Genomic DNA, 23,705 nt, shown 5'->3' on the forward strand with positions numbered 1-23,705 from the left:
ACTGGAACCTTTAACGCTGATATTTACAGAAAATGTCAGCGGGATGAATGCGCCCCCGAGCGGGGGCGACACCCATTAACCGAGCGGGCTAAGGGTAATTTCAACCCGACGGTTTTGCGCTTTTCCGGCTTCGGTACTGTTGCTGGCGACCGGATTATCCGGGCCTGCGCCCTGAGTCCGCAGACGATTGCTGGCGACGCCCTGCACAATCAGCGCGCTGGCGACACTGTCGGCGCGCTGCTGTGACAGACGCATATTCAGCGCGCGCGTTCCGGTGCTGTCGGTATAACCCACCACGTTTACCGCTGTTTTTGGATACTCTTTTAGCACCATCGAAACGCCCGTCAGGGTATTCGCCCCCGCTGGCTTCAGGTTACTGCTGTTGGAGTCGAACGTCACGTTATTCGGCATGTTGAGGACGATGTTATCGCCTTCACGGGTCACGCTGACGCCGGTACCGCGCATCTTGTCGCGCAGCTTCGCTTCCTGCACGTCCATGTAGTAACCGACACCGCCACCCAGCGCTGCACCGCCGGCTGCGCCAATCAACGCGCCTTTACCGCGATCTTTCTTCGATGAGGAGAGCACGCCCACGCCGGCACCCACTAAAGCACCCAGACCGGCACCCACGCCTGACTTACCCGCCTGCGATTCGCCGGTGTAAGGATTGGTGGTACAGCCAGACAGGACCAGGCTTCCGCTTAATAACAAGGTAATCGCGACTAATTTCTTCTGCATTTTTGTTCCCTTACGTTCGACACACAGGGGAAAACTGTCCCCATAAGCGGCACGATTATGCCGCGTAAAAGTGAGGAAAGGGGTGAGGGAAAGTCTTAATTTTTCAGCAATCGCGCTTAAAGATTGTCAGGATGGCAAAAACAGCTGGTCTGATGATCGTTTATCAGCCCGCAGGCCTGCATAAACGAATAACAGATTGTCGGGCCGATGAATTTAAAACCACGCTGCTTAAGCGCCTTAGAGAGCGCAATGGCGTGCGCTGAGGTGGTGGGTGCCAGCTTATAGTCGGGATGATGATGGACAATTTGCGCATTATCGACAAATTGCCAGACGAAGCGGGCAAAATCTTCCCCTTGGGCTTCCATCGCCAGAAACGCGCGCGCATTCGCGATGATCGCGGCGATTTTGCCTGAATGGCGAATAATGCCGCTGTTATGCATCAGCGCCTCAACCGCCTGCTGATCCATTAAGGCAATCGCCTGTGGATCAAAATGGTGAAACGCCGCACGGTAATTCTGTCGCTTTTTCAATACGGTGATCCAGGATAATCCCGCTTGCTGCCCTTCCAGGCAGAGCATCTCAAACAGCGCGCGCTTGTCGGTTTGCGCCACGCCCCATTCGGTATCGTGGTATGCCAGATAGAGGGGATCCTGGGTCACCCAGCCACATCGTTGCATTATCTGATTCCTTATCGCGGAAATATTTTATCGGGCCGCTTGATCTTAGAAACAATCGGTTAATAGTTAAACAACTAACGGCTATACGACGATGGGTTATATAACGACGGGTAAAACAAGATCGCAAACCGGTGGTTAATCCAGCTTCCCCGGGAATAACTTCAGCCCCGACTGGAGATCGTATGTTGCAGAAAAGTGGGTGGAGAGACCAGCGCTATCGGATACGCGGCTGGTGTGGTGCAGGACTGTTACTGTTGACGCAACCGACCTTTGCCTGGGGCGGCGACTTTGCTGCGCCCGCGATCGTCACACCGCCGCCCGACTACAACACCATTCTGGCAGAGAAGATCTCCCGCACCTCGCTCGACTTCAGTGACGAAAATCGCGCTCTGTTCGAGGCTGCGCTCAATTCTCCGGCAGCCCTGCCGGTAGAGTTGCACAGTGAAACCGGCATCGTCGGCAGCACGCCGCTGGGAAAACGCTATCGCGCCGGGGTCGATCTGCCGGTTGGCGAATCCTTCACTACCGGTCCCGTGGCGCAATATGCGGTCGATCCGCCGCAGATGAACTGTCTGCAGTGCGATTACAGCGATCAGCAGAGCCGTGAGCAGATTGCCAGCGTCGGCTGGCGTGTCGATATGCAGCAGGGATGGATTACGCCGTGGGCCCAGCTGAGCTACAGCCATCCACTGGCGGAATCGCCACAAAACGATCGGCGCGATGCGGCGATCGGGACCCGTCAGGAGAGCGGAATCGATCTCAGCGTCGGCGCGCAGCTGCCGCTGAACAGTAATCTGGCGGCTTTCGCTTCGTTTTCACAAAACAGTGCGCTGAATGGTGATGAGCCGTTGCTGTATAGCCTCGGCATCAGCGCCAGCTTCTGAGCGGGGCATAAAAAGAGAAAGGGCGTTGAGCGTTTAAAATATAATGAGTCCGCTAATCATTATACTGGTAACACTATGCGCAACGATTTGACAATTATTGGCCGTGAAATAACGGTCTTCATACTGGCAGCACTCTTTCTCGCTCTGATGATATTGCCCATCTATATTGATGTGGCCTGGATGAATGATGCGCTGCACGAAACCTCTTTTACTGAAACCACCCAGGAAATCATGCTGGCGGTGATCGCCGCCCTGTTCTTTATTGCCGCTCAGCGCCGTCCGGCGCAGCGTGGTGCGCTGACCTTAGTGGCGGGCTTCTATAGCTGCATGCTGATCCGCGAACTCGACTTTGTGTTTGATACCATCCAGCACGGCAGCTGGATCTGGTTCGCGCTGGCGGTGACTGCCGGATGCCTTGCGGTCGCGCTGCGGACGCCGAAAAAAACCCTGCACGCGCTGGCCAGACTGCTGCAGCACCGTAGCTGGCCGGTGATGGCCTCCGGCTTTCTGGTGGTGCTGGTCTTTTCCCGCCTGTTTGGCATTCATTCGCTGTGGCAGCACCTGATGCTGGGCGATTATAACCGTGTGGTTAAAAACATGGCGGAAGAGGGAACCGAACTGCTGGGTTACGGCCTGTGCTGGCTGGCCTCGGTGCGCTATTTATGGCAAACCCGCCCGGTTGCCGTTGCCGTCAGTGCGACCCAACCCGCCTCTGCCCGTCATGCAACCTCCCCGGTGACCTCTCACTCATAATGGTCGCGCTTTTTGAGCGATCCACAACGTTAAAAAAGGTACAATAAATACTTCTGCGTCGGCGGCACTGCCCCGGCGCAAGGTGTTCGTTAACCTCAGGTCTTTTCATGTCAGTCAAAATCTTAACTTCAACGCTCATTGGCCTGGATGCCTTCCGTCAGGACCCGCTGACCGCGCTGCAACAGGCGGAAAACGGTACGCTGGCGGTATTAGAGGATTACGCGCCGGTGATGTACGCCATCACCCCGGCGCGTCTGGCGCAGTTACTGGCGCTGGAAGCCGCTGCCCGACAGCCAAATGATGTGGCGCTGGATGACAGCCTGTATGACGATGCGCCTGCGGCAATCTCTGCGCCGGTTGGTAAGTTCGCGATGTATGCTGGCTGGCAGCCAGACGCAGATTTTACCCGCCAGGCCGCCATCTGGGGCGTGGCGCTCAGCGAACCGGTTACTGCCAGCGAGCTGGCTGCTTTCGTCGCCTACTGGCAGGCAGAGGGCCGGCTGTTTCACCATGTTCAGTGGCAACAAAAGCTGGCGCGAAGCATCCAGATGAACCGTGCCGCCAACGGCGGGCAACCGAAGCGCGATATCACTCAAATCAGCAGTACTGACTACGATATTCCCGATGGTTTCCGAGGTGAATAATGAAAACGCCAAACGATCTCTTTAGTCGCCTGAAAAGAATGATGCCCGCAGGTACCCGACCAAAGTTCACTAATGGTGAAGAACTTTTGGCCTGGAACCAGGAACAAGGCCGTTTGCGCTCTGAAGCCATCGTGCGTGAGAATCGCGCAATGAAAATGCAGCGCATTATGGGCCGATCCGGTATTCGCGAACTGCATATTAACTGTTCTTTCGACAACTACCGTGTCGAAAATGAAGGCCAGCGTAAGGCACTGGAACAAGCGCGACAGTATGCGGCCGAATTCGAGGGTAGCATCGCCAGCTTTGTCTTTTCGGGCCGCCCCGGCACCGGTAAAAATCATCTGGCAGCCGCAATTGGCAACGACCTGATCCTGCGCGGTAAAAGCGTGCTGATTGTGACGGTCGCCGATCTGATGTCGAGCATGAAGGGCACCTTCAGCGGCAGCAGCGGCATTACTGAAGAGCGACTGCTTCAGGATCTCAGCAGCGTTGACCTGCTGGTGATTGATGAGATCGGCATGCAGAGCGAATCCCGCTACGAAAAAGTGATCATCAACCAGATTGTCGATCGCCGCTCCTCGTCGAAGCGCCCAACCGGCATGTTAACCAACCTTAATCCAAATGAGATGAACACCCTGCTTGGCGAACGCGTCATGGACCGGATGCGCCTCGGCAACAGCCTGTGGGTGCGCTTCGACTGGGAAAGTTATCGCAGCCGGGTGCGTGGCGACGAATATTAATACCCTGCCCGCTGCGGCGGGCAGCCTGCTGTATTGCCCGCCGGACTACCCACACGGCTGAGCGTCACCTCTGCGCTTAGCCTGCGTAACGCCGCCGGATCGATTCGTTTTCAGTCACCCTGCTGTTGGTCTGCCTCCCGCGCTGCGCCGCCGGATTGCCGGACAGGCGAGTGACCCGGTGGAGTCAGCCATGAGCCTGCTCGATTACGCTGTAATAGCGCTCTACGCGCTGATGATTGTGCTGATCACGCTGTGGGCGATGCGCAGGGTCGGCAATACCCGTGACTTCTTTACTGCCGGTGGCCGGATGCCCTGGTGGCTCTCCGGCGTTTCCCATCATATGTCTGGCTACAGCGCCGCGGTTTTTGTTGCCTACGGCGCGGTGGCTTACAACATGGGCATTACGATCTGGTTCTGGTGGGCGCTGCCTATTTCGCTGGCGGTATTTATCGGCTCCTCGCTGTTTGCCCCGCGCTGGGCCAGGCTGCGTCGTTACATGCAGATTGAATCCCCCACCGAGTATCTGCTGACCCGCTATAACCTGCCGACCCAGATGGTGCTGGCGTGCAGCGGCGTGCTGCTGAAAACGGTAGATGTCGGGGCCAAATGGGCTGCCATCGCGGTGATTATTAACGTCTTCACCGGTCTCGACCCGCTGTTCGGCATCTGCATTGCAGGCGGATTAAGTCTGTTTTACAGCGTGATCGGCGGACTGTGGGCCGATGCCTGCAACGATTTTGGTCAGTTCATCGTGCAGTTTGTCGCCGCCATTGTGATGCTGGTGGCGGTTGGACTTCAGCTCGGCGGCATCGGCGCGCTGTTGACTATCTGGGATCGGCTACCGGCCAGCCACCTTCAGATTGTGCAAGGTCCTTACACCACTGGCTTTATCTTTGCCTACCTGCTGATCTACACCCTGAGCTACAACGGCGGAACCTGGAACCTGGCGCAGCGGTTTATTGCCGCACCGGACGGACGCGAAGCGCGCAAGGCGGCACTGCTCTCTGCCGCCCTCTACCTGATCTGGCCGCTGGTGCTGTTCTGGCCGATGTGGGCTGCACCGCTGCTGTTTCCCAATCTGGCCGACCCGTCACGCGCCTGGTCGCTGATGGCGATGCAGTTACTGCCTGACGGGCTGATCGGGCTGATGCTGGTTGCGATGTTCACCCATACCCTCTCAATGACCTCGTCTGACGCCAACGCCATTACGGCGGTGGTGACCCGCGATATTCTGCCCACCATCTGGCCGCGTGCCTTTCCTCGCGGCCAGAGTTCGCTGCGGGTGGCACGCTGCACCACCTTCCTGTTTATTATCACCACCCTGGTGATTGCCCTGAATGCCAGCCGGTTCGGCGGCGTATTGTCGCTACTGGTTATCTGGTTTGGCGGGCTGGTCGGGCCGATATCGATCCCGATGCTGCTGGGTTTGCTGCCCGCTTTCCGTCGATCTGGCAGCACCGCAGCGCTGGTCAGTTGGGCGGCAGGCGTCGGGACCTTCTTCTTCGTGCGGTTTGTGATTGACGATGCCAGCCTGGCGACTCAGGTGGCGGCACCGGTATTGTCATCGCTGTTGCTGTTTACCCTGCTCGGCTGGCTGCGTCGCTCGCCCGTCAGCCCACAGGTCGATGTGCTGCTGAGCGCGCTTAATCAGGATCGTTCGGCATCGCCGGAAGCGGTCTGGCGGCATAAAACCCTGAGTTAAGCCGCTCAGACGCCGACCCATCGGCCGGATCTCGCCTGGTTGTGTGAAATAGCACGCAAAAGTGTGGGATGACGAATACGTACGGGCTGATACACTGAATTCTTTCTCCTCTGGTGGGTGAATTCGCCATGAAAGCGAACGGAAAAGGTCCCGCGTTACTGCGACTTAACAACCAAAAGCGGGTCATGACGCAGTTGCGAAAACTGCGCATCACCTCGCGCCAGGATCTGGCCCAGACCTTATCGCTCAGCAAAAATACCGTCTCACTGATCATTGATGATTTGCTGGAGCAGGAGTTAATTGAGGAGCTGGGACCGGTCAGCGTGGCAGCAGCAGGACGCCCTAAAATCGAGATTACCCTGCGCCCGGAGAAGCTGAAGAGCGCAGGCGTAATGGTGGAACGCAATGTGATTCACTGGCGGGTCTGCGACTACTTTTCTCAGGTACTGGCCGAACAGACGCTGCGTACCGACACTGAAAATCCGACCCGGCTGCTGGCTGAGCTGTCGATGCTGTGTCGTGAGCTGGCCGAGCGCTACCCCGATTTGCTGGGGATCGGCCTCGGCTTTACCGGCATCGTTGATCCCCGGCGCGGCTGGATGCATCTCTCATCACACCTCGACTGGCAGGATGTGGATCTGCTGACCGCGCTGCGGAAGCAGGTACGGCTACCGATCCGCATCATGAACAACGTAAAGGCCGCTGCGCTGCTGGCAGTACAGCAGCGCGGGCTCTCCGTCGACAGCGGCCACTTTTATCTGCGCATCTCAGAGGGGATTGGCGGGGCGCAGGTGCAGCACGGCGAAGTTTTTACCGGACACAGCTGGACCGCCGGTGAGGCGGGCCACCTGACCGTTCAGCCTGACGGCCCGCGCTGCAGTTGCGGCCGACGGGGCTGCCTTGAGGCGTTAATCAGCCAGCCGGCAGTGCAACAGCAGCTGGCGCAGCGCCAGCCCGGCCTGAGCTGGCAGAACCGCGACAGCGCACCGCGAATAGTGGATGAGGTGATGGCGCAGGCTGGTAGCTATCTGGGTGCGGCGCTGAGTCAGATCATGCTGCTGCTCAATCCGGCGACCATCATGATCGATTGTCCGTGGAGCGCCAGCCCGGCCTTTTGCAAGGCGGTGCGCGATACCACCCAGGCCAGCGCCCTCGCCTTTACCGCCGCCCATACCCAGCTGCTTTTCCTTGAAAACCGCATCGATCCGGCCAATGGGCTGGCGCTGGCGGTGATTGAGCAGGCCGAACAGCGGGTCGGTTAACCCGCCAGATAAGGCAGCGAGTGCTGCCTTTTTATGATCGGACGTCACTTACCGGCACGCTAACCGTCTCGTCCGCTTCGCGTGGGTCGATATTAAACTTCTCCAGTACGCGTGCGTGGATTTTCTCCAGCGGCATTCCGGCCGTTTCCGGCAGGTAGCGGAAGGTGAAGAAGTACATGCCGAGCGAAAACAGCGCGAACAGCAGCAGCGGGAAGCCGCCGTGGAACGTCTCCAGCAGCACGGTGTTGCTGTTGAGAATCGGAAAGGTGGTGCTGATAATAAAGTTCGCCACCGACATGGCACAGATTGAGATGCCGACGCAGATTGATCGGATTTCCGTGGGAAACAGCTCGCCCAGCACGGTCCAGACAATCTGTCCCCAGGTCATACCAAAGAACACCATATAGGCAAACAATCCCACCACCGCCAGCAGACCCGGCAGGCGGTAATAGAACGCGATAAAGGTATAGGCGAGGAAAATGGCAGAGGTGATCGCCCCCAGCAGCAATAGCTTACGCCGTCCGACCTTATCGATCAGCGCCATCCCCATCAGCACGCCGACAAACTGGCAGACTGACAGCCAGAAAGTCTGTAGTAGCGCCGAATCGGTGCTGCCGGAGACATTTTTCAGCAGCGTCGGGCCGAAATACTGAATCACGTTGATGCCGCTGATCTGATTACCGACTGCCAGACCAATACCGATGATCAACAGCGGCAGCGTGGTTTTATTCAGACGGAAGCGGGCTTTATGGCGGCTGGCGGCTTCATCAGAAAACGAGTGCTTAATCTCATTGAATACGCTCTCGGCGTGCGCCGGGTTAGAGATTTTGCTCAGGGTATCCAGCGCTTCTTTATCTTTGCCTTTCAGCACGTTCCAGCGTGGTGATTCCGGGATAAAGGCAATGAAAAAGATGAACAGCGCACAGGGCACCAGCGCGGTAGCCAGAATGTAACGCCAGCCGATATCCACCATCGCCTCGGGCAACATCGATTTGTTGATGAAATAGTTAGTCAGCAGCACCACCGATTGACCACCAACGCAGCAGACAGCGTAGAGCGCGCTGGTCCGGCCGCGAAATTTCGACGGCGACAGCTCCGCCAGATAAATCGGCGAGATCACTGACGCCAGACCAATCGCCAGGCCGCCCAGGATACGGAACGCGACAAAGGTGAAAAAGTTATGGGCGATTGCGGTACCAACCACCGAGGCGGTAAACAGCAGCGCAGTAATCGCGAGCGATTTTTTGCGGCCGAATTTATCACTGAGCTTTGGCGCAATAAAACAGCCGACCAGGCTGCCCAGCAGGATGTTTGATACCGCCCAGCCGGTTTCTGCCGGGGTGAGCTGAAAATAGTCACTGAGCGGTTCGATGGCGCCGGAGATAATCGACGAGTCATAGCCCATCAGCAGACCGCCAAAGGCGGCGACGGTGCAACAGAGCATGACATATTTCATGTTGTAGCGTTTTTGCCGGGTTTCCATTTTTCAGGCTCCTGTTCTCTACTGCCTGAACCGAAACGGTTCAGAAAGAGGGGGCATAGTTGTCAGAGGTTTACGGGCTTCAGCGATCAAGCACCAGTGAAATATATTTTCTAAATCAGATAATTTGGATTAATTCTTTCGGAAATGTGAGCGGGGTTCGAAAATTTTGTGGAGGCGCTGAGGTAAAACCATCATAAAAAGGGTTATTAATCAGGATAATAAACAGCAATATGCTGCCTGAGCCCGTTTTTTCTCAACGGCAGCGGGCTGGCCGAGCGACATTTTTTCCGCTGACAGCAGCCTGAAAGCCTGGGGGAGGCGTAAAAACGCCTACAGGATGAGAGGGGAAAAGTTGCTTATTAATCCGATGATTTATAAGGTTATAATGAGTATTCCATGCCATTCACCCTGTCGGCGGCTGGCCTGACTTTGGTCCGATGAGTCGGTTTTGTCCGGCGGATGAAATATAATTTCCATCCCGCCGCTTTTATGAACGATAGGATTTAGAGGCGAGCGGTCGGCCAGTATCACCTGGACCGGCCTGGCCCCACGGCTACAACACGTTTTCACCATAAAGCTGGCGATACTCTTTCGGTGTGGTGTCGTACCCTTTCCTGAAGACCGAATAGAAATACTGCAGGGACGGATAACCGCACATCTGCGAGATTTCATTGATATTGAGTGACGACGATGCCAGCAGTTCGCGGGCTTTTTCCAGCTTTTCACGGTGGATCATCGCATGAATGGTGTCGCCGGTTTCATCGCGAAACCGTTTTTCCAGATTGGATCGCGACAGGCCGATGGCATCCAGCACCTGCTCCACCTTAATGCCCTTACAGGCGTTAAAGCGGATGTAATGCATCGCCTGAATGACGGCAGGATCGCGCAGCGAACGGAAGTCGGTAGAGCGACGGGCGATCACTTTGACCGGCGGCACCAGGATGCGCTGAAGCGGTAGCGGCTGCTTATCCAGCAGGCGGTGCAGCAGTTTGGCCGCCTGGTAACCCATTTGCCGCGAGCCCTGCGCCACCGATGAGAGCGCGACGCGCGACAGATAGCGCGTCAGCTCTTCGTTATCAATGCCGATAACCGCCAGCTTTTCCGGCACCGGAATTTTCAGATGCTCACAGGCCTGCAGCAGATGGCGCGCCCGTGAGTCGGTGACGGCGATAATGCCGGTTTGCGGTGGCAGCGTCTGCAGCCAGTCGGCGAGCCGGTTCTGAGCGTGCTGCCAGTTTTCCGGCGCGGTCTCCATGCCCTGATAGACCACCCCCTGATAGCGCTCCCGCATCACCAGCTGACGAAATGCCTGTTCCCGTTCCTGCGCCCAGCGCTTGCCGCTTGAAGCCGGCAAACCGTAAAAGGCAAAGCGGTTGATGCCTTTCTCTTTGAGATGCATAAACGCCCGCTCCACCAGCGCGGCATTATCGGTGGCGATGTAATGCACCGGCGGATAATCCTCCTGTCGGTGATATGAGCCGCCAACGCCGACGATCGGCACCGGCACATTCGACAGCAGGGTTTCGATTGAGCGATCGTCGTAATCGGCGATCACGCCGTCGCCCAGCCACTCCCGAATATTGTCGATGCGGCAGCGGAAGTCCTCCTCAATGAAAATGTCCCAGTCGGTTTGCGACGCCTGTAGATATTCCCCGACGCCCTCAACAACCTGACGGTCATACACCTTGTTAGCGTTAAACAACAAGGTAATGCGATAACGTTTATCATGCATGGTGGCGATTCCCTTAAATGCTCAGCGCATTGCATAGCACGGCTGACAGGGGCATAAAAATGGTTTGCGCCACAATGTGATCCTCCACGCGATTACACCCGACGCCGCGTGGCGGTATCCATCCACACCGCCAGCAGCAGAATGGCACCCTTGACGATGTACTGCCAGAAGGTCGGCACGTCCATCATGCTCATGCCGTTATCCAGTGAAGCCATGATAAATGCCCCCATCACCGCACCGGCTACCGAGCCGACCCCACCGGCCAGGCTGGTACCGCCAATCACACAGGCGGCGATGGCGTCGAGTTCCGCAATGTTGCCAGCCGAAGGCGAACCGGCACCCAGCCGCGAACTGAGGATCAGACCCGCAATGGCCACCATCACGCCGTTAATCGCAAACACCGCCAGTTTGGTACGCGCCACGTTAATCCCTGACAGTCGCGCCGCATCGATATTGCCGCCGATTGCGTAAATGCGTCGGCCAAAAGCGGTCCGGGTCGCCATAAACATCCCGGCCAGCAACAGCAGGGCGAGCAGTAATACCGGGGTCGGTACGCCGCGATAATCGTTCAGCAACCAGATCGCGCCCAGCACCAGTATCGCGGTAATCGCCTGACGTGCCACGGTGCCGCTGGCCGGGCTTTGGGCCAGTCCAATCTGCTGACGGCGCAGGCGTAAACGCCATTGCCACAGCATAAACAGCGCCAGACCGGCGAAACCAAAGCCGAAACCGACGCCGCCCGGCAGGTAGCTCTGGCCGATCTGCGACATGCCCGGCGTGATTGGCGCAACCGTGGTGCCATCGGTGATCCCCACCAGGATGCCACGAAAGGCCAGCATCCCCGCCAGCGTGACGATGAATGACGGCACTTTGCGATAGGCGACCCACCAGCCGTTCCAGGTCCCCAGCAGCAGTCCCATCACCAGGGTAACCACAATGGTCAGCGGCAGCGGCCAGCCCAGCCAGACGTCAAAAATCGCTGCGGCGCCGCCCAGTAATCCCATCATTGAGCCGACCGACAGATCGATCTCCGCCGAGATAATCACAAACACCATCCCCACCGCCAGAATGCCGGTAATCGCGGTCTGTCGCAGCAGGTTGGAAACGTTACGCGGGCTGAGCCACGCGCCATCGGTGGTCCAGGTAAAGAACAGGGCAATCAGCACAATCGCTCCCAGCATCACCAGCACCTGGAGATTAGGCAGCGGGAATTTGCCGGGCGACGGCTTGCCCGGGGTTCCTGACAGGCCACTTTGGGTACTTTCACTCTTAAGCATAATGTTCACTCCGCAGGGCGGCTTCCATCACCTGCTCCTGAGTCAGGTTATCGTTGATCAAATCAGCTTTAATTTGCCCTTCATGCATCACCAGTATCCGATCGCTCAGGCCCAGTACTTCCGGCAGCTCGGACGAAATCACAATCACCGCGATCCCCTGCTGCACCAGCGCATTGATCAGCAGGTAGATCTCCTGACGTGCACCAACATCAATGCCGCGCGTCGGCTCATCCAGAATCAGGATTTGCGGGTTAAGCAGCAGGCACTTCGCCAGAATCGCTTTCTGCTGATTGCCGCCGCTCAGCCGGCCAATCGGTAATTCAGAGGAGGAAGTCTTCACCCGCAGACGGGTAATCGCCGCGTTGATCGCCTGCTGTTCCTGCGCTTCATCGAGGGTGGAAAGCCGGTGGCTGAACTGATCCAGCGCCGCGAGGGTGATATTTTTTCCCACCGCCATCAGCGGCACGATGCCATCTTTTTTACGGTCTTCCGGCACCATGGCGATGCCGTGTGCAATGGCGGCGCGGCAATCGGTGATCCTGACCGGCTTGCCGTTGATCCAGATATCGCCCTGCCAGCGTCCCGGCCAGACCCCGAACAGGCACTGCACGGTTTCGGTTCTGCCCGCCCCGACCAGCCCGGCGATGCCGAGAATTTCCCCGCGCTTCAGGCTGAAGGAGACGTTGTTGACGCGGCGAATATGCCGGTTAACCGGATGCCAGGCCGTGAGGTTCTCGACTTTCAGCACCGTATCGCCAATCTGATGCGGCGCATGGGGATAGAGCGCGGTCAGCTCGCGTCCGACCATCATGGTGATGATGTCATCTTCACTCAGGCCGGTTGCCGTGCGGGTGGCGATATGCTGACCGTCGCGAATGACGCAGATGGTATCGGAGATCGCTTTGACCTCGTTCAGCTTGTGGGAGATGTAGATGCAGGCGATGCCGTGTTCACGCAGGTTACGGATAATGCCGAGCAGCACCTCCGTCTCCTGTTCGGTCAGTGAGGAGGTCGGCTCATCCAGGATCAGTAACCGGACCTGCTTGTTAAGCGCACGCGCGATCTCCACCAGCTGCTGCTGACCGAGGCCCAAATCGCCGACCCGCGCGGCGGGAGAGACGTTCAGCCCGACCCGGGCCAGCAGTTGCTGGCAGCGCAGCGTCATGGTTTCATCATCAACCATGCCGAAACGCCCCAGCTCGGCACCGAGGAAAATGTTCTCCATCACCGTCAGTTGCCGCACCAGTGCCAGCTCCTGATGGATGATCACAATCCCTTTGCGCTCGGTATCACGAATGGTCTGCGCCTCTATTTTGTCGCCGGCAAAGTAAATCTGGCCGTCAAAATCACCGTGCGGATAGAGCCCGCAGAGGATTTTCATCAGGGTCGATTTACCTGAGCCATTTTCGCCACACAGCGACATCACTTCGCCCGCATCCAGCTGCAGGCTGACATCATTCAGCGCTTTCACCGCGCCGAAACGCTTGGTGATATTGTTCATTTCCAGCAGCATCGACTGTTCTCCCTCACGCCAGGCGCGGTCAGAGTTCGCTCTGTTTGTGGAAACCGTCTTTCACCACGGTGCTTTCGATATTGTCTTTGTTGACCTGAATCGGGGTCAGCAGCCGCGATGGAACCTCTTTAAGTCCGTTGTTCAGCGTGCTGTTGCTGGCCGGCTTTTTGCCATCGCCCAGTTCGACTGCGATTTTTGCTGCTTCGGTGGCGAGTTCGGTGATCGGCTTGTATACCGTCATGGTCTGGGTGCCGGCTTTAATCCGTTTGATGGCCGCCAGGTCAGCATCCTGGCCGGAGATCGCCACTTTGCCGGCCAGTCCCTGGGCGCTCAGCGCCTGAATCGCCCCGCCGGCGGTAGCATCATTAGACGCCACAACCGCATCGATATGGTTACCGTTGGCGGTCAGCGCGTTTTCCATAATTTTCAGAGCGTTTTCCGGCAGCCAGGCATCGACCCACTGATCGCCGACAATTTTAATGCTGCCATTATCGATAAAGGGTTTTAATACTTTCATCTGGCCGGCGCGGAACAGGCGGGCATTATTATCTACCGGGGAACCGCCCATTAAAAAGTAGTTGCCCTTAGGCACCTTTTTCACAATGCTTTCGGCCTGCAACTCACCCACTTTTTCATTATCAAACGAGATATAAAAATCAATGTCAGCGTTATTTATCATCCGGTCGTAGGCCAGTACTTTAATCCCTTCACGTTTTGCTTCGGCGACCACGTTACTCAGCACCTGGCCGTTATAGGGAATAATCACCAGCACATCGACGCCGCGGTTGATCATATTTTCAATCTGCGACATCTGGGTCTCTTCATTGCCGTTTGCCGACTGGACAAACACCTGCGCACCCAGCGATTCCGCCTGCTTCACGAAAATATCGCGGTCTTTTTGCCAGCGTTCCAGACGTAAATCATCAATTGCCATGCCGATCTTCACTTCTTTGGCCACGCTGGTCTGGCTGAACAGAGCCAGCGCAGCGCAGACGGCTAACAGCGCATGTTTCATCTTCATTGCGTTTATCCTGTAGGTTGAGGCTATTGTCGTTGCAGGCCCATGAACCAGGCGGATGAATTGTTGCCCTGATTTTCCCGTTACATCAATTACTGATTTTTATCCGGCCATTACGTTTTTTGGTTTATTTCTTTTTTTATGAGCGCGATCGATATTTCATCTTTTTCGGACTGAGCAAGAGACCCGGCAGTAACCGCGCTGAGATCAGCTTTATTTTGCGAGCCAGCGCACAAATAATAATTATCTGATACGCAGTGTGAAATATCGTAATTGAGCCGCGCCGACAGCCAATATCAAATATCGCTTCAATGCAGACCATTCGGGTCCCGATGCTAAGGAGCAAACCATGCACGCTTATTTCGATCAGATCGATCGCGTCCGTTACGAAGGAACCAAATCGACTCAGCCTCTCGCGTTTCGTCATTACAATCCTGACGAAGTGATCCTCGGCAAGACCATGGCGGAACATCTGCGCTTTGCGGCCTGCTACTGGCATACCTTCTGCTGGAACGGAGCGGATATGTTTGGCGTCGGCGCGTTTGATCGCCCATGGCAAAAAAATGGTGATGCGCTGCAGCTGGCGAAGCAAAAAGCGGACGTCGCCTTTGAGTTCTTTCACAAGCTGAACGTGCCTTATTACTGCTTTCATGATGTGGATGTTTCGCCGGAAGGCGATTCGCTGCGCAGCTATCAGGACAATTTTGCCATCATGACCGATAAGCTGCTGGAGAAGCAGCAGGAGACCGGGGTGAAGCTGCTGTGGGGCACGGCGAACTGCTTTACCCATCCACGCTACGGCGCGGGCGCGGCGACCAATCCCGATCCGGCGGTCTTCGCCTGGGCCGCGACTCAGGTGTGCAGCGCCATGCAGGCCACCAAAACCCTTGGCGGTGAAAACTATGTGCTGTGGGGCGGCCGCGAAGGGTATGAAACTCTGCTGAATACCGATCTGCGCCAGGAGCGCGAGCAGATTGGCCGCTTTATGCAGATGGTGGTTGAGCACAAACACAAAATCGGTTTCCAGGGCACACTGCTGATTGAGCCGAAGCCGCAGGAACCGACCAAGCATCAGTACGACTACGACGTCGCCACGGTGTATGGCTTCCTCAAACAGTTCGGTCTGGAGAAAGAGATCAAAGTGAACGTCGAGGCCAATCACGCCACGCTGGCCGGTCACTCTTTCCACCACGAAATAGCTACCGCCATTGCGCTGGGCATTTTCGGCTCGGTCGATGCCAACCGCGGCGACGCGCAGTGTGGCTGGGACACCGATCAGTTCCCGGTCAGCGTGGAGGAGAATGCGCTGGTGATGTATGAGATCCTCAAGGCGGGCGGCTTTACCACCGGCGGCTTAAACTTTGATGCCAAAGTGCGTCGCCAGAGCACCGACAAATACGATCTGTTCTACGGCCATATCGGCGCGATGGATACCATGGCGCTGGCGCTGAAAGTCGCGGCCCGGATGATCGACGACGGCGAGCTGGATAAGCGCGTGGCACAGCGTTACAGCGGCTGGAATGGTGAGTTCGGCCAGCAAATTTTGAAAGGCGAGTTTTCACTGGCCACGCTGGCGGCGCATGCTCAGCAACAGCAGTTGAATCCGCAACATCAGAGCGGACGCCAGGAGCAGCTGGAAAACCTGGTGAATCACTATCTGTTTGATTTCTAAAGGCTCAGGAGCAGAACATGTTTATCGGGATCGATTTAGGCACCTCTGGCGTCAAAGTGGTGCTGGTGGATGCCGCCGGCCAGGTGCAGGCGACAGAAACAGCGCCGCTGCAGGTTTCACGTCCACAGCCGCTGTGGAGCGAACAGGATCCCGAAAGCTGGTGGCAGGCGCTGGACCACGCCATGCAGGCGCTGAGCGGGCAGCACGATCTGCGCGCCGTTGAGGCGATCGGGCTGAGCGGCCAGATGCATGGCGCGACCCTGCTGGACAGCGCCGGCCGCGTTCTGCGTCCGGCGATACTGTGGAATGATGGGCGTAGTGAGGCGCAGTGCCGTGAACTGGAACAGAAGGTGCCGGACGCCCGGGCGATCACCGGCAACCTGATGATGCCCGGTTTCACGGCGCCCAAGCTGCTGTGGGTGCAGCAACACCAACCGGTCATTTTCAGTCAGATCGCGAAGGTGCTGTTGCCAAAAGATTACCTACGCTGGCGGATGAGCGGTGACTTCGCCACCGACCTGTCAGATGCGGCAGGCACGCTGTGGCTGGATGTGGCGCGGCGAGACTGGAGTGATGAGATGCTGCGCGCCTGCGATCTCAGTCGTGAGCAGATGCCACAACTGTATGAGGGCAATGCCATAACCGGCACGCTGGATACTGCCCTGGCGGCGCGCTGGAAAATGAATCCGGTGCCGCTGGCGGCGGGCGGTGGCGATAATGCGGCGGGCGCGGTCGGCGTTGGCATGACTGAGCCGGGTCAGGGCATGCTCTCACTGGGCACCTCCGGCGTCTACTTTGTGGTCAGCGAGGGCTATCTGAGTAATCCTCAGCGCGCCGTTCACAGTTTCTGTCATGCCTTACCGCAGCGCTGGCATCTGATGTCGGTGATGCTCAGCGCCGCTTCCTGCCTCGACTGGGCGGCTGAACTGACCGGCTGTCACGATGTACCGGCACTGCTGGATGAGGCGGCGCGGGCGCGCGATGACGTGCCGCCGCTGTGGTTTTTACCCTATCTCTCCGGCGAACGCACGCCGCACAATAATCCCAACGCCAGAGGCGCTTTCTTTGGCTTTACCCACCAGCATGGTCGTCCGGAACTGGCGCGGGCGGTGCTGGAAGGCGTGGGATTTGCGCTGGCGCAGGGGATGGATGTGCTGCATGAATGCGGCGTGCAGCCAAAAAGTATTATGTTGATCGGGGGCGGCGCACGCAGTGCGATGTGGCGGCAGATGCTGGCGGACATCAGCGGTCAGACGCTCGATTACTGCCACGGTGGTGAGGTCGGACCGGCACTCGGCGCGGCCAGGCTGGCGCAGCTGGCACTGGATGGTCAGGCTGCGGCACCGACGCTTACCCTGGTGCAACGCCACCGGCCGGACAGCGCGCGCAGGGCGCATTACCAGCCGCTGCGGCAGACGTTTGCCGCGCTGTATCAGCAACTGCTGCCGTTAATGCACTAAACCGCGACAAACCCCGACGCGCTGACCGGTAACCGCCGTGTCGGTGCGTTTCGCTTATCCGTTTACCGGCCGGTAGCATCACAGCCGGGATGGGTGTTCACATCCCGGCAGATCCGTGCCCTGCTTTCAGCCAATCGCGCCCAGCGTGTCATCCTGACTGTGCTTTTTCGGCAGCAGGAACAGGGTGGCCACAATATCCAGCAGATAGATCAGCGCCAGCAGCGTAATCGCCGCCGCAAAGGAGAACTGGCTCGCCAGCAGGCCAATCACCACCGGGCCGAAGCCGCCGACGCCCCGCCCAAGGTTAAACAGGACGTTTTGCGCCGTGGCCCGCACCTGTGGCGGGAAGGTATCGGAGATCAGCGCGCCGTAGCCACCAATCATCCCATTAACGAACATCCCCATGATCGCCCCGGTAACCAGCATGATGCCGGGATCGCGTAACTGAGCATAAATCACCACCATCACTACCGCGCCAAACTGATAGAGCAGGAAAATCTTCCAGCGCGCAAAGCGATCGGCCAGCACACCAAACAGCCAGATACCGAAGGTCATACCGACCACCGTTACCGCCGTCCACAGACCCGATTTGGTCAGGCTGAAGCCGAAGCTGGAGGAGAGGTAGCTCGGCATCCAGATCATCAGGCCGTAGTAGCCAAAATTCTGTACCGAACAGAGGATGAAAATGCCGAGGCTGGCTTTTGCAGTCGCGCGATCGCGGACCAGCAGCTTGAGGCGCGCCGGGAAAGAGAGCGAGGGAACGTTTTTGACCTGTCGGCGATAGGCCTCCGGTTCGCCCATGCTGCGACGGATCACAAACGAGACCAGCGCGGGTAATAAACCGACCAGAAACATGCCGCGCCAGCCGATCACGCTCAGCAGCGGCGGCGTAATAAAGGCCGCCAGCAGCACACCGAGCTGCCAGCCGATACCGACCCACGCCGAGGCGCGGTTGCGCTTCTCTGCCGGCCAGGCTTCGGCAATCAGCGCCATACCGATGCCGAACTCTCCGCCCAGCCCGACGCCCGCCAGGGTACGCCAGGCCAGCAGATCCCAGTAGCCCTGCGCCACGGCGCACAGGCCGGTAAACACCGAGAACACCAGGATAGTGATGGTCAGCATACGAATACGCCCAAAGCGATCGCTGAGATGGCCAAACACAATACCGCCGATGACCGCGCCGATCAGCGTCCAGGTGACCAGCGATCCCGCCTGCGATGGATTGAGCGCCAGCGAGACGCTGATCGCCGGCAGCATAAAGCCAAGGATCAGCAGATCAAATCCATCCATCGCATAACCGCTGACGGCGGCCAGCATCGCTTTACCAGGCGTGACGCCGGGTTTAGCCTGGGGAGAAGGAGACATTATTCAGCACCTCAGAAGGAAAAGTGCCGCAAGTATAAAGAGTGTTGCCGGGGGGACCAATCGAAAACGCCGAACCGTACGCCAGCGCGGCGTACGGTTGCGGTCACTCAGGAGGGCTTATTGCTGCCATCATCGCCTGACAGCAGTTCGTCGAGCCGGTCACCGCCAACGTGGCGGAAATCCTGACCTTTGACAAAATAGAAGATGATTTCACAGATGTTCTGGCAGCGATCGCCGATGCGCTCAATCGCCCGGGCGCAGAACAACGCCGTCAGTACGCTGGGAATGGTACGCGGATCTTCCATCATGTAGGTCATCAGCTGACGCACAATGCCCTCGTACTCTTTATCCACCTTTTTATCTTCACGGTAGATAGCGATCGCTTCGTTGAGGTCCATGCGCGCAAAAGCGTCCAGCACATCATGCAGCATCTGTACGGTATGACGACCCAGCGACTCGAGACTCACCAGCAGCGGCAGATGTTGCTGACCGAACTTCTCCAGCGCGGTGCGGCTGATCTTCTCCGCTACGTCACCAATCCGTTCCAGCTCAGAAATGGTTTTGATGATCGCCATCACCAGCCGCAAATCGATAGCGGTTGGTTGACGTTTGGCGATGATGCGCACGCAGGCCTCATCAATCTCCACTTCCATCATGTTGACCTTCTGGTCGCCGTCGATCACCCGCTGCGCCAGTTCACCATCGAGGTTATGCATCGCGGTGATGGCGTCGGTCAGCTGCTGCTCGACCATGCCACCCATGATCATCACCTGGGTGCGAATGTGCTCCAGCTCGGCATTGAACTGACCGGAGATATGTTTGTTCAGATTCAGATTATCCATGGCGATCTCCTGTCAAATCAGCCGTAGCGGCCGGTAATGTAGTCTTCAGTTTGCTTCTGTGCCGGCTTGGTGAACAGCGTGTCGGTATCGCTGAATTCAATCAGTTCGCCCAGATACATAAATGCGGTGTGGTCGGAGCAGCGTGCGGCCTGCTGCATGTTGTGCGTCACGATCACCACGGTGTAGTCCTGCTTCAGCTCGGTAATCAGCTCTTCAATACGCCCGGTTGAAATCGGGTCGAGCGCCGAACAGGGTTCATCCAGCAACAGCACTTCCGGGCGAATCGCGATACCGCGGGCGATGCACAGACGCTGCTGCTGACCACCGGAGAGACTGTAACCGCTCTGATGCAGCTTGTCTTTGGTTTCGTTCCACAGCGCGGCTTTAGTCAGCGCCCACTGGACCCGTTCGTCCATATCGGCACGTGACAGCTTCTCAAACAGGCGAACACCGAAGGCGATATTGTCATAAATCGACATCGGAAACGGCGTCGGCTTCTGAAACACCATGCCGACCCGGGCGCGCAGCAGCGCGATATCCTGTTGCGCCGCCAGAATGTTGTCGCCGTCCAGCAGGATATCGCCTTCAGCCCGCTGATCCGGGTAGAGCGAGTACATTTTATTGAAGGTCCGCAGCAGGGTCGATTTACCACAGCCGGATGGCCCGATAAATGCGGTGACCTGATTTTTGGCGATATCCAGATTGATATTCTTTAACGCGTGAAACTTACCGTAATAGAAGTTCAGATTACGGACCTGAATTTTATCGGCTGATGCAGTCGCGATACTCATTGCTCGTCTCTCTTATACGGCGCCGCGCAGGGCAGCGCCGGAAGTTAACCGTGTTTACCTTTGGCAAAAATCACCCGCGCTACGATATTCAGCAGCAGCACGCACAAGGTAATAATCAGTACGCCAGCCCAGGCCAGGCTCTGCCATTCGGCGAACGGGCTCATGGCGAACTTAAAGATGGTGACCGGCAGATTCGCCAGCGGCTGCATCATGTCGGTGCTCCAGAACTGGTTCGACAGCGCGGTAAACAGCAGCGGCGCGGTCTCACCAGCGATGCGGGCAATCGCCAGCAATACCCCGGTGATAATGCCGGAGACCGACGCCTTCAGGGTGATGGCGGAGATCATCTTCCACTTCGGCGTGCCCAGCGCATAAGCCGCTTCACGCATGCTGTCCGGCACCAGCCGCAGCATGTTCTCGGTGGTACGAATTACGATCGGCACCTGCAGCAGCGCCAGCGCAATCACCCCGGCCCAGCCGGAGAAGTGCTGCATCTGCGACACCACAATGGTGTAGACAAACAGCCCGACCACAATCGACGGCGCTGACAGCAGAATGTCGTTAATAAAGCGGATCACTTCCGACAGAAACGACTTGCGGCCATATTCCGCCAGGTAGATGCCGGCCATGATGCCCAGCGGCGTGCCGAAGAAGGTCGACCAGAAAATCAGTAATCCGCTGCCCGCTAAGGCGTTCGCCAGGCCGCCGCCGGCAGTATTCGGTGGCGGCGTTGATTCGGTGAACAGCGACCACGACAGGCCATCAAGGCCGCGTGATACGGTGGTGAACAGGATCCACACCAGCCAGAACAGACCAAATGCCATGGTCAGCAGCGACAGCGTCAGCGCTATCTTGTTTTTGGTGCTGCGCCAGGACTGCATCTTACGACGGGATGCGTCGAGTTCGGCGCGCGCCTGAACTTCAATGGTGGTCATGATCGCGCTCCTTCACTTTTCGCCAGCCGCATAATCATCAGTTTTGAAATCGCCAGCACGATAAAGGTAATCACAAACAGAATCAGACCCAGCTCCATCAGCGCCGCCACATGCACGCCGGATTCCGCTTCAGCGAACTCATTGGCGAGGGCGGAGGTGATGCTGTTGCCCGGCATAAACAGCGACGGGCTATCGAGCTGGTAGGTGTTGCCGATAATAAAGGTCACCGCCATGGTTTCACCCAGTGCGCGGCCCAGTCCCAGCATCACGCCCCCTATCACACCGTTTTTGGTGAAGGGCAGCACGATACGCCAGATCACTTCCCAGGTGGTGCAGCCGATGCCGTAGGCCGACTCTTTCATCATCACCGGCGTCTGCTCAAACACATCGCGCATCACGGAGGCGATGTAGGGGATGATCATGATCGCCAGAATCACGCCAGCGGCCAGAATACCGATACCGAATGCCGGACCGGAGAACAGCTCACCGACAATCGGAATGCCTGACATCACGTCGTTGACCGGCGTCTGGAAATATTCAGCAAACAGCGGCGCAAACACGAACAGGCCCCACATGCCATAGACAATGCTGGGGATCGCGGCCAGCAGCTCAATGGCGGTACCCAGCGGGCGACGCAGCCAGCCTGGCGCGAGTTCGGTCAGGAACAGCGCGATACCAAAACTGACCGGCACGGCAATAATCAGCGCGATGATAGAGGTGACGAGGGTGCCGTAAATCGGTACCAGCGCACCAAATTGTTCGTTGGGGGCATCCCAGGTTTTGGTCCACAAAAAGGAGAAACCAAACTTCTGAATGCTTGGCCATGAGGAGATGATCAGGGAGACGATAATGCCGCCCATCAGCAACAGGACGATCAGCGCGGCAAGCTTGACCAGCGCACCAAATATTCTGTCACCTTGCTTGCCTGGGGCTTTGAATGCCGGCTTGGTTGCAGCCATAGAAGTCTCAGTCTTCAGGAGTTATCAGGGCGGCAGTACGCCGCCCGTTGGGTCTGACCGAACCGGAGTCCGGCCAGGGTCGGTCAATTACTGATAAAGCGCCTTACCAGAACTGTCTTTGATATTGGCTTTCCAGGCAGCGCGAATCTGCTCGGTCACGCTCTCTGGCAGGGCGGCATAATCCAGCGCGGTAGCGGTTTTGCTGCCGTTTTTGTATGCCCAGTCAAAGAACTTCAGCACTTCGCTGCCTTTGGCCGCATTAGCCTGATCTTTGTAAACCAGGATAAAGGTGGTGGAAGAGATAGGCCAGGCATCCGCGCCTTTCTGGAAGGTCAGGTCCTGAGCAAATGATTTGCTCCAGTCTGCGCCTTTCGCCGCGTTGCTGAAGCTGGTTTCGCCTGGGGCGACCGGTTTGCCATCAGCGTCCATCAGTTTGGTGTAGGTCAGGTTGTTCTGTTTGGCGTAGGCGTATTCCACATAGCCGATTGAACCCGGCAGACGCTGTACAAACGCAGCCACGCCGTCGTTGCCTTTGCCACCCAGACCGACCGGCCAGTTTACGGTGTTGCCTTTACCGATTTTGCTGTTCCAGTCCGGGTTCACTTTCGCCAGGTAGCTGGTGAAGACAAACGAAGTACCGGAACCATCAGCGCGGCGTACCACGTTGATATTAGTCTCTGGCAGTTTCACGCCCGGGTTCAGTTTAGCGATCGCCGGATCGTTCCACTTTTTGATGGTGCCGAGGTAGATGTCGCCGACGGTTTTACCGTCCAGCGTCAGTTCACCTGATTTGATGCCCGGCAGGTTAACCGCCAGCACCACGCCGCCGATCACCGTCGGGAACTGGAACAGGCCATTTTTCTGCAGATCTTCATCTTTCATTGGCGCATCGGACGCACCGAAATCGACGGTTTTGGCGATGATTTGTTTCACGCCGCCAGATGAACCGATGCCCTGGTAGTTAACTTTACTACCGGTGGCTTGCTGATACTCTGCTGCCCACTTGGCATAAACCGGCGCCGGGAACGTCCCGCCTGCGCCCGTCAGATCGGTGGCCGCAAAAGCAGATACCGCGCTGACTGCAAAGGTGGCGGCGAGGATTCGGGCTACGGTGCTACGCATCAGTGTCATGTTCCCTCCAGGGGAGAAAATTCAGGCTCGGGGCCGTTTTAGTAAGAGTCAGTGATTGCTGCAGGAGGGAAAATAGGACAGTTTGATGACAGTGAAATGTACGAAATATGACAGTTATATGACAGCA

The 23,705-nt window shown here is 57.4% G+C and carries 21 protein-coding genes; 8 read left to right on the forward strand and 13 right to left on the reverse strand.

The window, feature by feature from the left end; genetic code table 11:
* Positions 1–75 precede the first annotated feature (75 nt).
* Positions 76–738: an OmpA family lipoprotein gene (locus ACLIBF_RS00145; protein ID WP_031376144.1), complete on the reverse strand. Its 663-nt coding sequence runs from the start codon at positions 736–738 to the stop codon at positions 76–78.
* Between the two features lie 116 nt (positions 739–854).
* Positions 855–1,415 (reverse strand): DNA-3-methyladenine glycosylase I, encoded by a 561-nt coding sequence (locus ACLIBF_RS00150; RefSeq protein ID WP_031376145.1) that lies wholly within the window; start codon positions 1,413–1,415, stop codon positions 855–857.
* A 182-nt stretch (positions 1,416–1,597) separates the two neighbouring features.
* Here ACLIBF_RS00150 and ACLIBF_RS00155 point away from each other — a divergent pair, with 182 nt between their 5' ends.
* The 6 genes from ACLIBF_RS00155 to ACLIBF_RS00180 all read left to right on the forward strand — a co-directional run bounded on the left by ACLIBF_RS00155 (position 1,598) and on the right by ACLIBF_RS00180 (position 7,400).
* Positions 1,598–2,299, forward strand: a complete 702-nt coding sequence (locus ACLIBF_RS00155) for an autotransporter (RefSeq protein ID WP_069728648.1) — start codon at positions 1,598–1,600, stop codon at positions 2,297–2,299.
* Between the two features lie 75 nt (positions 2,300–2,374).
* The gene (locus ACLIBF_RS00160; RefSeq protein WP_031376147.1) at positions 2,375–3,052 is read left to right on the forward strand and encodes a hypothetical protein; all 678 of its coding nucleotides are present in this window, start codon (positions 2,375–2,377) and stop codon (positions 3,050–3,052) included.
* A 107-nt stretch (positions 3,053–3,159) separates the two neighbouring features.
* The gene (gene dnaT / locus ACLIBF_RS00165) at positions 3,160–3,696 is read left to right on the forward strand and encodes a primosomal protein DnaT (protein WP_031376148.1); all 537 of its coding nucleotides are present in this window, start codon (positions 3,160–3,162) and stop codon (positions 3,694–3,696) included.
* On the forward strand, positions 3,696–4,436 hold the full coding sequence (dnaC, locus tag ACLIBF_RS00170) for a DNA replication protein DnaC (protein WP_031376149.1): 741 nt from the start codon (positions 3,696–3,698) through the stop codon (positions 4,434–4,436). The genes dnaT and dnaC overlap by 1 nt, the downstream gene beginning before the upstream one ends.
* A gap of 190 nt (positions 4,437–4,626) precedes the next feature.
* The gene (locus ACLIBF_RS00175) at positions 4,627–6,138 is read left to right on the forward strand and encodes a sodium:solute symporter family protein (RefSeq protein ID WP_448309096.1); all 1,512 of its coding nucleotides are present in this window, start codon (positions 4,627–4,629) and stop codon (positions 6,136–6,138) included.
* Between the two features lie 128 nt (positions 6,139–6,266).
* A complete protein-coding gene (locus tag ACLIBF_RS00180) occupies positions 6,267–7,400 on the forward strand; it encodes an ROK family protein (RefSeq protein WP_448309098.1) in 1,134 nt (377 codons plus the stop codon).
* Positions 7,401–7,431: 31 nt separating this feature from the next.
* Here ACLIBF_RS00180 and ACLIBF_RS00185 read toward each other — a convergent pair whose 3' ends face one another.
* The 5 genes from ACLIBF_RS00185 to xylF all read right to left on the reverse strand — a co-directional run bounded on the left by ACLIBF_RS00185 (position 7,432) and on the right by xylF (position 14,426).
* Positions 7,432–8,883, reverse strand: a complete 1,452-nt coding sequence (locus ACLIBF_RS00185; RefSeq protein ID WP_069728651.1) for a sugar porter family MFS transporter — start codon at positions 8,881–8,883, stop codon at positions 7,432–7,434.
* Between the two features lie 553 nt (positions 8,884–9,436).
* The gene (gene xylR, locus ACLIBF_RS00190; protein ID WP_031376153.1) at positions 9,437–10,615 is read right to left on the reverse strand and encodes a D-xylose utilization transcriptional activator XylR; all 1,179 of its coding nucleotides are present in this window, start codon (positions 10,613–10,615) and stop codon (positions 9,437–9,439) included.
* Between the two features lie 92 nt (positions 10,616–10,707).
* A complete protein-coding gene (xylH, locus tag ACLIBF_RS00195; protein WP_031376154.1) occupies positions 10,708–11,892 on the reverse strand; it encodes a xylose ABC transporter permease XylH in 1,185 nt (394 codons plus the stop codon).
* Positions 11,885–13,405, reverse strand: coding sequence for a xylose ABC transporter ATP-binding protein (locus ACLIBF_RS00200; protein WP_069728652.1), 1,521 nt, complete (start codon positions 13,403–13,405; stop codon positions 11,885–11,887). Before ACLIBF_RS00200 ends, xylH begins: the two co-directional genes overlap by 8 nt.
* Before the next feature lie 28 nt (positions 13,406–13,433).
* Positions 13,434–14,426, reverse strand: a complete 993-nt coding sequence (xylF, locus tag ACLIBF_RS00205; RefSeq protein ID WP_448309100.1) for a D-xylose ABC transporter substrate-binding protein — start codon at positions 14,424–14,426, stop codon at positions 13,434–13,436.
* A 346-nt stretch (positions 14,427–14,772) separates the two neighbouring features.
* On the opposite strand from xylF, the gene xylA reads away from it, so the two are divergent.
* Both xylA and xylB read left to right on the forward strand, forming a co-directional pair.
* Positions 14,773–16,095, forward strand: a complete 1,323-nt coding sequence (gene xylA / locus ACLIBF_RS00210; RefSeq protein ID WP_031376156.1) for a xylose isomerase — start codon at positions 14,773–14,775, stop codon at positions 16,093–16,095.
* A gap of 17 nt (positions 16,096–16,112) precedes the next feature.
* Positions 16,113–17,555 (forward strand): xylulokinase, encoded by a 1,443-nt coding sequence (gene xylB / locus ACLIBF_RS00215; RefSeq protein ID WP_448309102.1) that lies wholly within the window; start codon positions 16,113–16,115, stop codon positions 17,553–17,555.
* Between the two features lie 126 nt (positions 17,556–17,681).
* Here xylB and ACLIBF_RS00220 read toward each other — a convergent pair whose 3' ends face one another.
* The 6 genes from ACLIBF_RS00220 to pstS form a co-directional block, all read right to left on the reverse strand.
* Positions 17,682–18,920 (reverse strand): MFS transporter, encoded by a 1,239-nt coding sequence (locus tag ACLIBF_RS00220; RefSeq protein WP_031376158.1) that lies wholly within the window; start codon positions 18,918–18,920, stop codon positions 17,682–17,684.
* A 107-nt stretch (positions 18,921–19,027) separates the two neighbouring features.
* Positions 19,028–19,762, reverse strand: a complete 735-nt coding sequence (gene phoU / locus ACLIBF_RS00225; RefSeq protein WP_031376159.1) for a phosphate signaling complex protein PhoU — start codon at positions 19,760–19,762, stop codon at positions 19,028–19,030.
* A 17-nt stretch (positions 19,763–19,779) separates the two neighbouring features.
* Complete coding sequence (gene pstB / locus ACLIBF_RS00230) at positions 19,780–20,553, reverse strand: phosphate ABC transporter ATP-binding protein PstB (protein ID WP_031376160.1); 774 nt, start codon at positions 20,551–20,553, stop codon at positions 19,780–19,782.
* Between the two features lie 44 nt (positions 20,554–20,597).
* On the reverse strand, positions 20,598–21,488 hold the full coding sequence (gene pstA / locus ACLIBF_RS00235) for a phosphate ABC transporter permease PstA (protein WP_031376161.1): 891 nt from the start codon (positions 21,486–21,488) through the stop codon (positions 20,598–20,600).
* Positions 21,485–22,447: a phosphate ABC transporter permease PstC gene (gene pstC / locus ACLIBF_RS00240; protein ID WP_031376162.1), complete on the reverse strand. Its 963-nt coding sequence runs from the start codon at positions 22,445–22,447 to the stop codon at positions 21,485–21,487. The genes pstA and pstC overlap by 4 nt, the downstream gene beginning before the upstream one ends.
* A gap of 87 nt (positions 22,448–22,534) precedes the next feature.
* The gene (gene pstS / locus ACLIBF_RS00245) at positions 22,535–23,578 is read right to left on the reverse strand and encodes a phosphate ABC transporter substrate-binding protein PstS (protein ID WP_031376163.1); all 1,044 of its coding nucleotides are present in this window, start codon (positions 23,576–23,578) and stop codon (positions 22,535–22,537) included.
* Positions 23,579–23,705: the final 127 nt, after the last annotated feature.

The sequence above is a fragment of the Pantoea sp. PGP6 genome, assembly GCF_053474785.1.

Excerpts from the sequence above, each read along its gene's own strand:
- xylA (WP_031376156.1), top strand. The coding sequence starts at position 14,773 with ATGCACGCTTATTTCGATCAGATCGATCGCGTCCGTTACGAAGGAACC.
- ACLIBF_RS00175 (WP_448309096.1), top strand. The coding sequence starts at position 4,627 with ATGAGCCTGCTCGATTACGCTGTAATAGCGCTCTACGCGCTGATGATT.
- ACLIBF_RS00155 (WP_069728648.1), top strand. The coding sequence starts at position 1,598 with ATGTTGCAGAAAAGTGGGTGGAGAGACCAGCGCTATCGGATACGCGGC.
- phoU (WP_031376159.1), bottom strand. The coding sequence starts at position 19,762 with ATGGATAATCTGAATCTGAACAAACATATCTCCGGTCAGTTCAATGCC.
- dnaT (WP_031376148.1), top strand. The coding sequence starts at position 3,160 with ATGTCAGTCAAAATCTTAACTTCAACGCTCATTGGCCTGGATGCCTTC.
- xylF (WP_448309100.1), bottom strand. The coding sequence starts at position 14,426 with ATGAAGATGAAACATGCGCTGTTAGCCGTCTGCGCTGCGCTGGCTCTG.
- ACLIBF_RS00160 (WP_031376147.1), top strand. The coding sequence starts at position 2,375 with ATGCGCAACGATTTGACAATTATTGGCCGTGAAATAACGGTCTTCATA.
- ACLIBF_RS00180 (WP_448309098.1), top strand. The coding sequence starts at position 6,267 with ATGAAAGCGAACGGAAAAGGTCCCGCGTTACTGCGACTTAACAACCAA.
- ACLIBF_RS00220 (WP_031376158.1), bottom strand. The coding sequence starts at position 18,920 with ATGTCTCCTTCTCCCCAGGCTAAACCCGGCGTCACGCCTGGTAAAGCG.
- xylB (WP_448309102.1), top strand. The coding sequence starts at position 16,113 with ATGTTTATCGGGATCGATTTAGGCACCTCTGGCGTCAAAGTGGTGCTG.
- ACLIBF_RS00185 (WP_069728651.1), bottom strand. The coding sequence starts at position 8,883 with ATGGAAACCCGGCAAAAACGCTACAACATGAAATATGTCATGCTCTGT.
- xylR (WP_031376153.1), bottom strand. The coding sequence starts at position 10,615 with ATGCATGATAAACGTTATCGCATTACCTTGTTGTTTAACGCTAACAAG.
- xylH (WP_031376154.1), bottom strand. The coding sequence starts at position 11,892 with ATGCTTAAGAGTGAAAGTACCCAAAGTGGCCTGTCAGGAACCCCGGGC.
- pstB (WP_031376160.1), bottom strand. The coding sequence starts at position 20,553 with ATGAGTATCGCGACTGCATCAGCCGATAAAATTCAGGTCCGTAATCTG.
- ACLIBF_RS00145 (WP_031376144.1), bottom strand. The coding sequence starts at position 738 with ATGCAGAAGAAATTAGTCGCGATTACCTTGTTATTAAGCGGAAGCCTG.
- pstS (WP_031376163.1), bottom strand. The coding sequence starts at position 23,578 with ATGACACTGATGCGTAGCACCGTAGCCCGAATCCTCGCCGCCACCTTT.
- dnaC (WP_031376149.1), top strand. The coding sequence starts at position 3,696 with ATGAAAACGCCAAACGATCTCTTTAGTCGCCTGAAAAGAATGATGCCC.
- pstA (WP_031376161.1), bottom strand. The coding sequence starts at position 21,488 with ATGACCACCATTGAAGTTCAGGCGCGCGCCGAACTCGACGCATCCCGT.
- ACLIBF_RS00200 (WP_069728652.1), bottom strand. The coding sequence starts at position 13,405 with ATGCTGCTGGAAATGAACAATATCACCAAGCGTTTCGGCGCGGTGAAA.
- ACLIBF_RS00150 (WP_031376145.1), bottom strand. The coding sequence starts at position 1,415 with ATGCAACGATGTGGCTGGGTGACCCAGGATCCCCTCTATCTGGCATAC.
- pstC (WP_031376162.1), bottom strand. The coding sequence starts at position 22,447 with ATGGCTGCAACCAAGCCGGCATTCAAAGCCCCAGGCAAGCAAGGTGAC.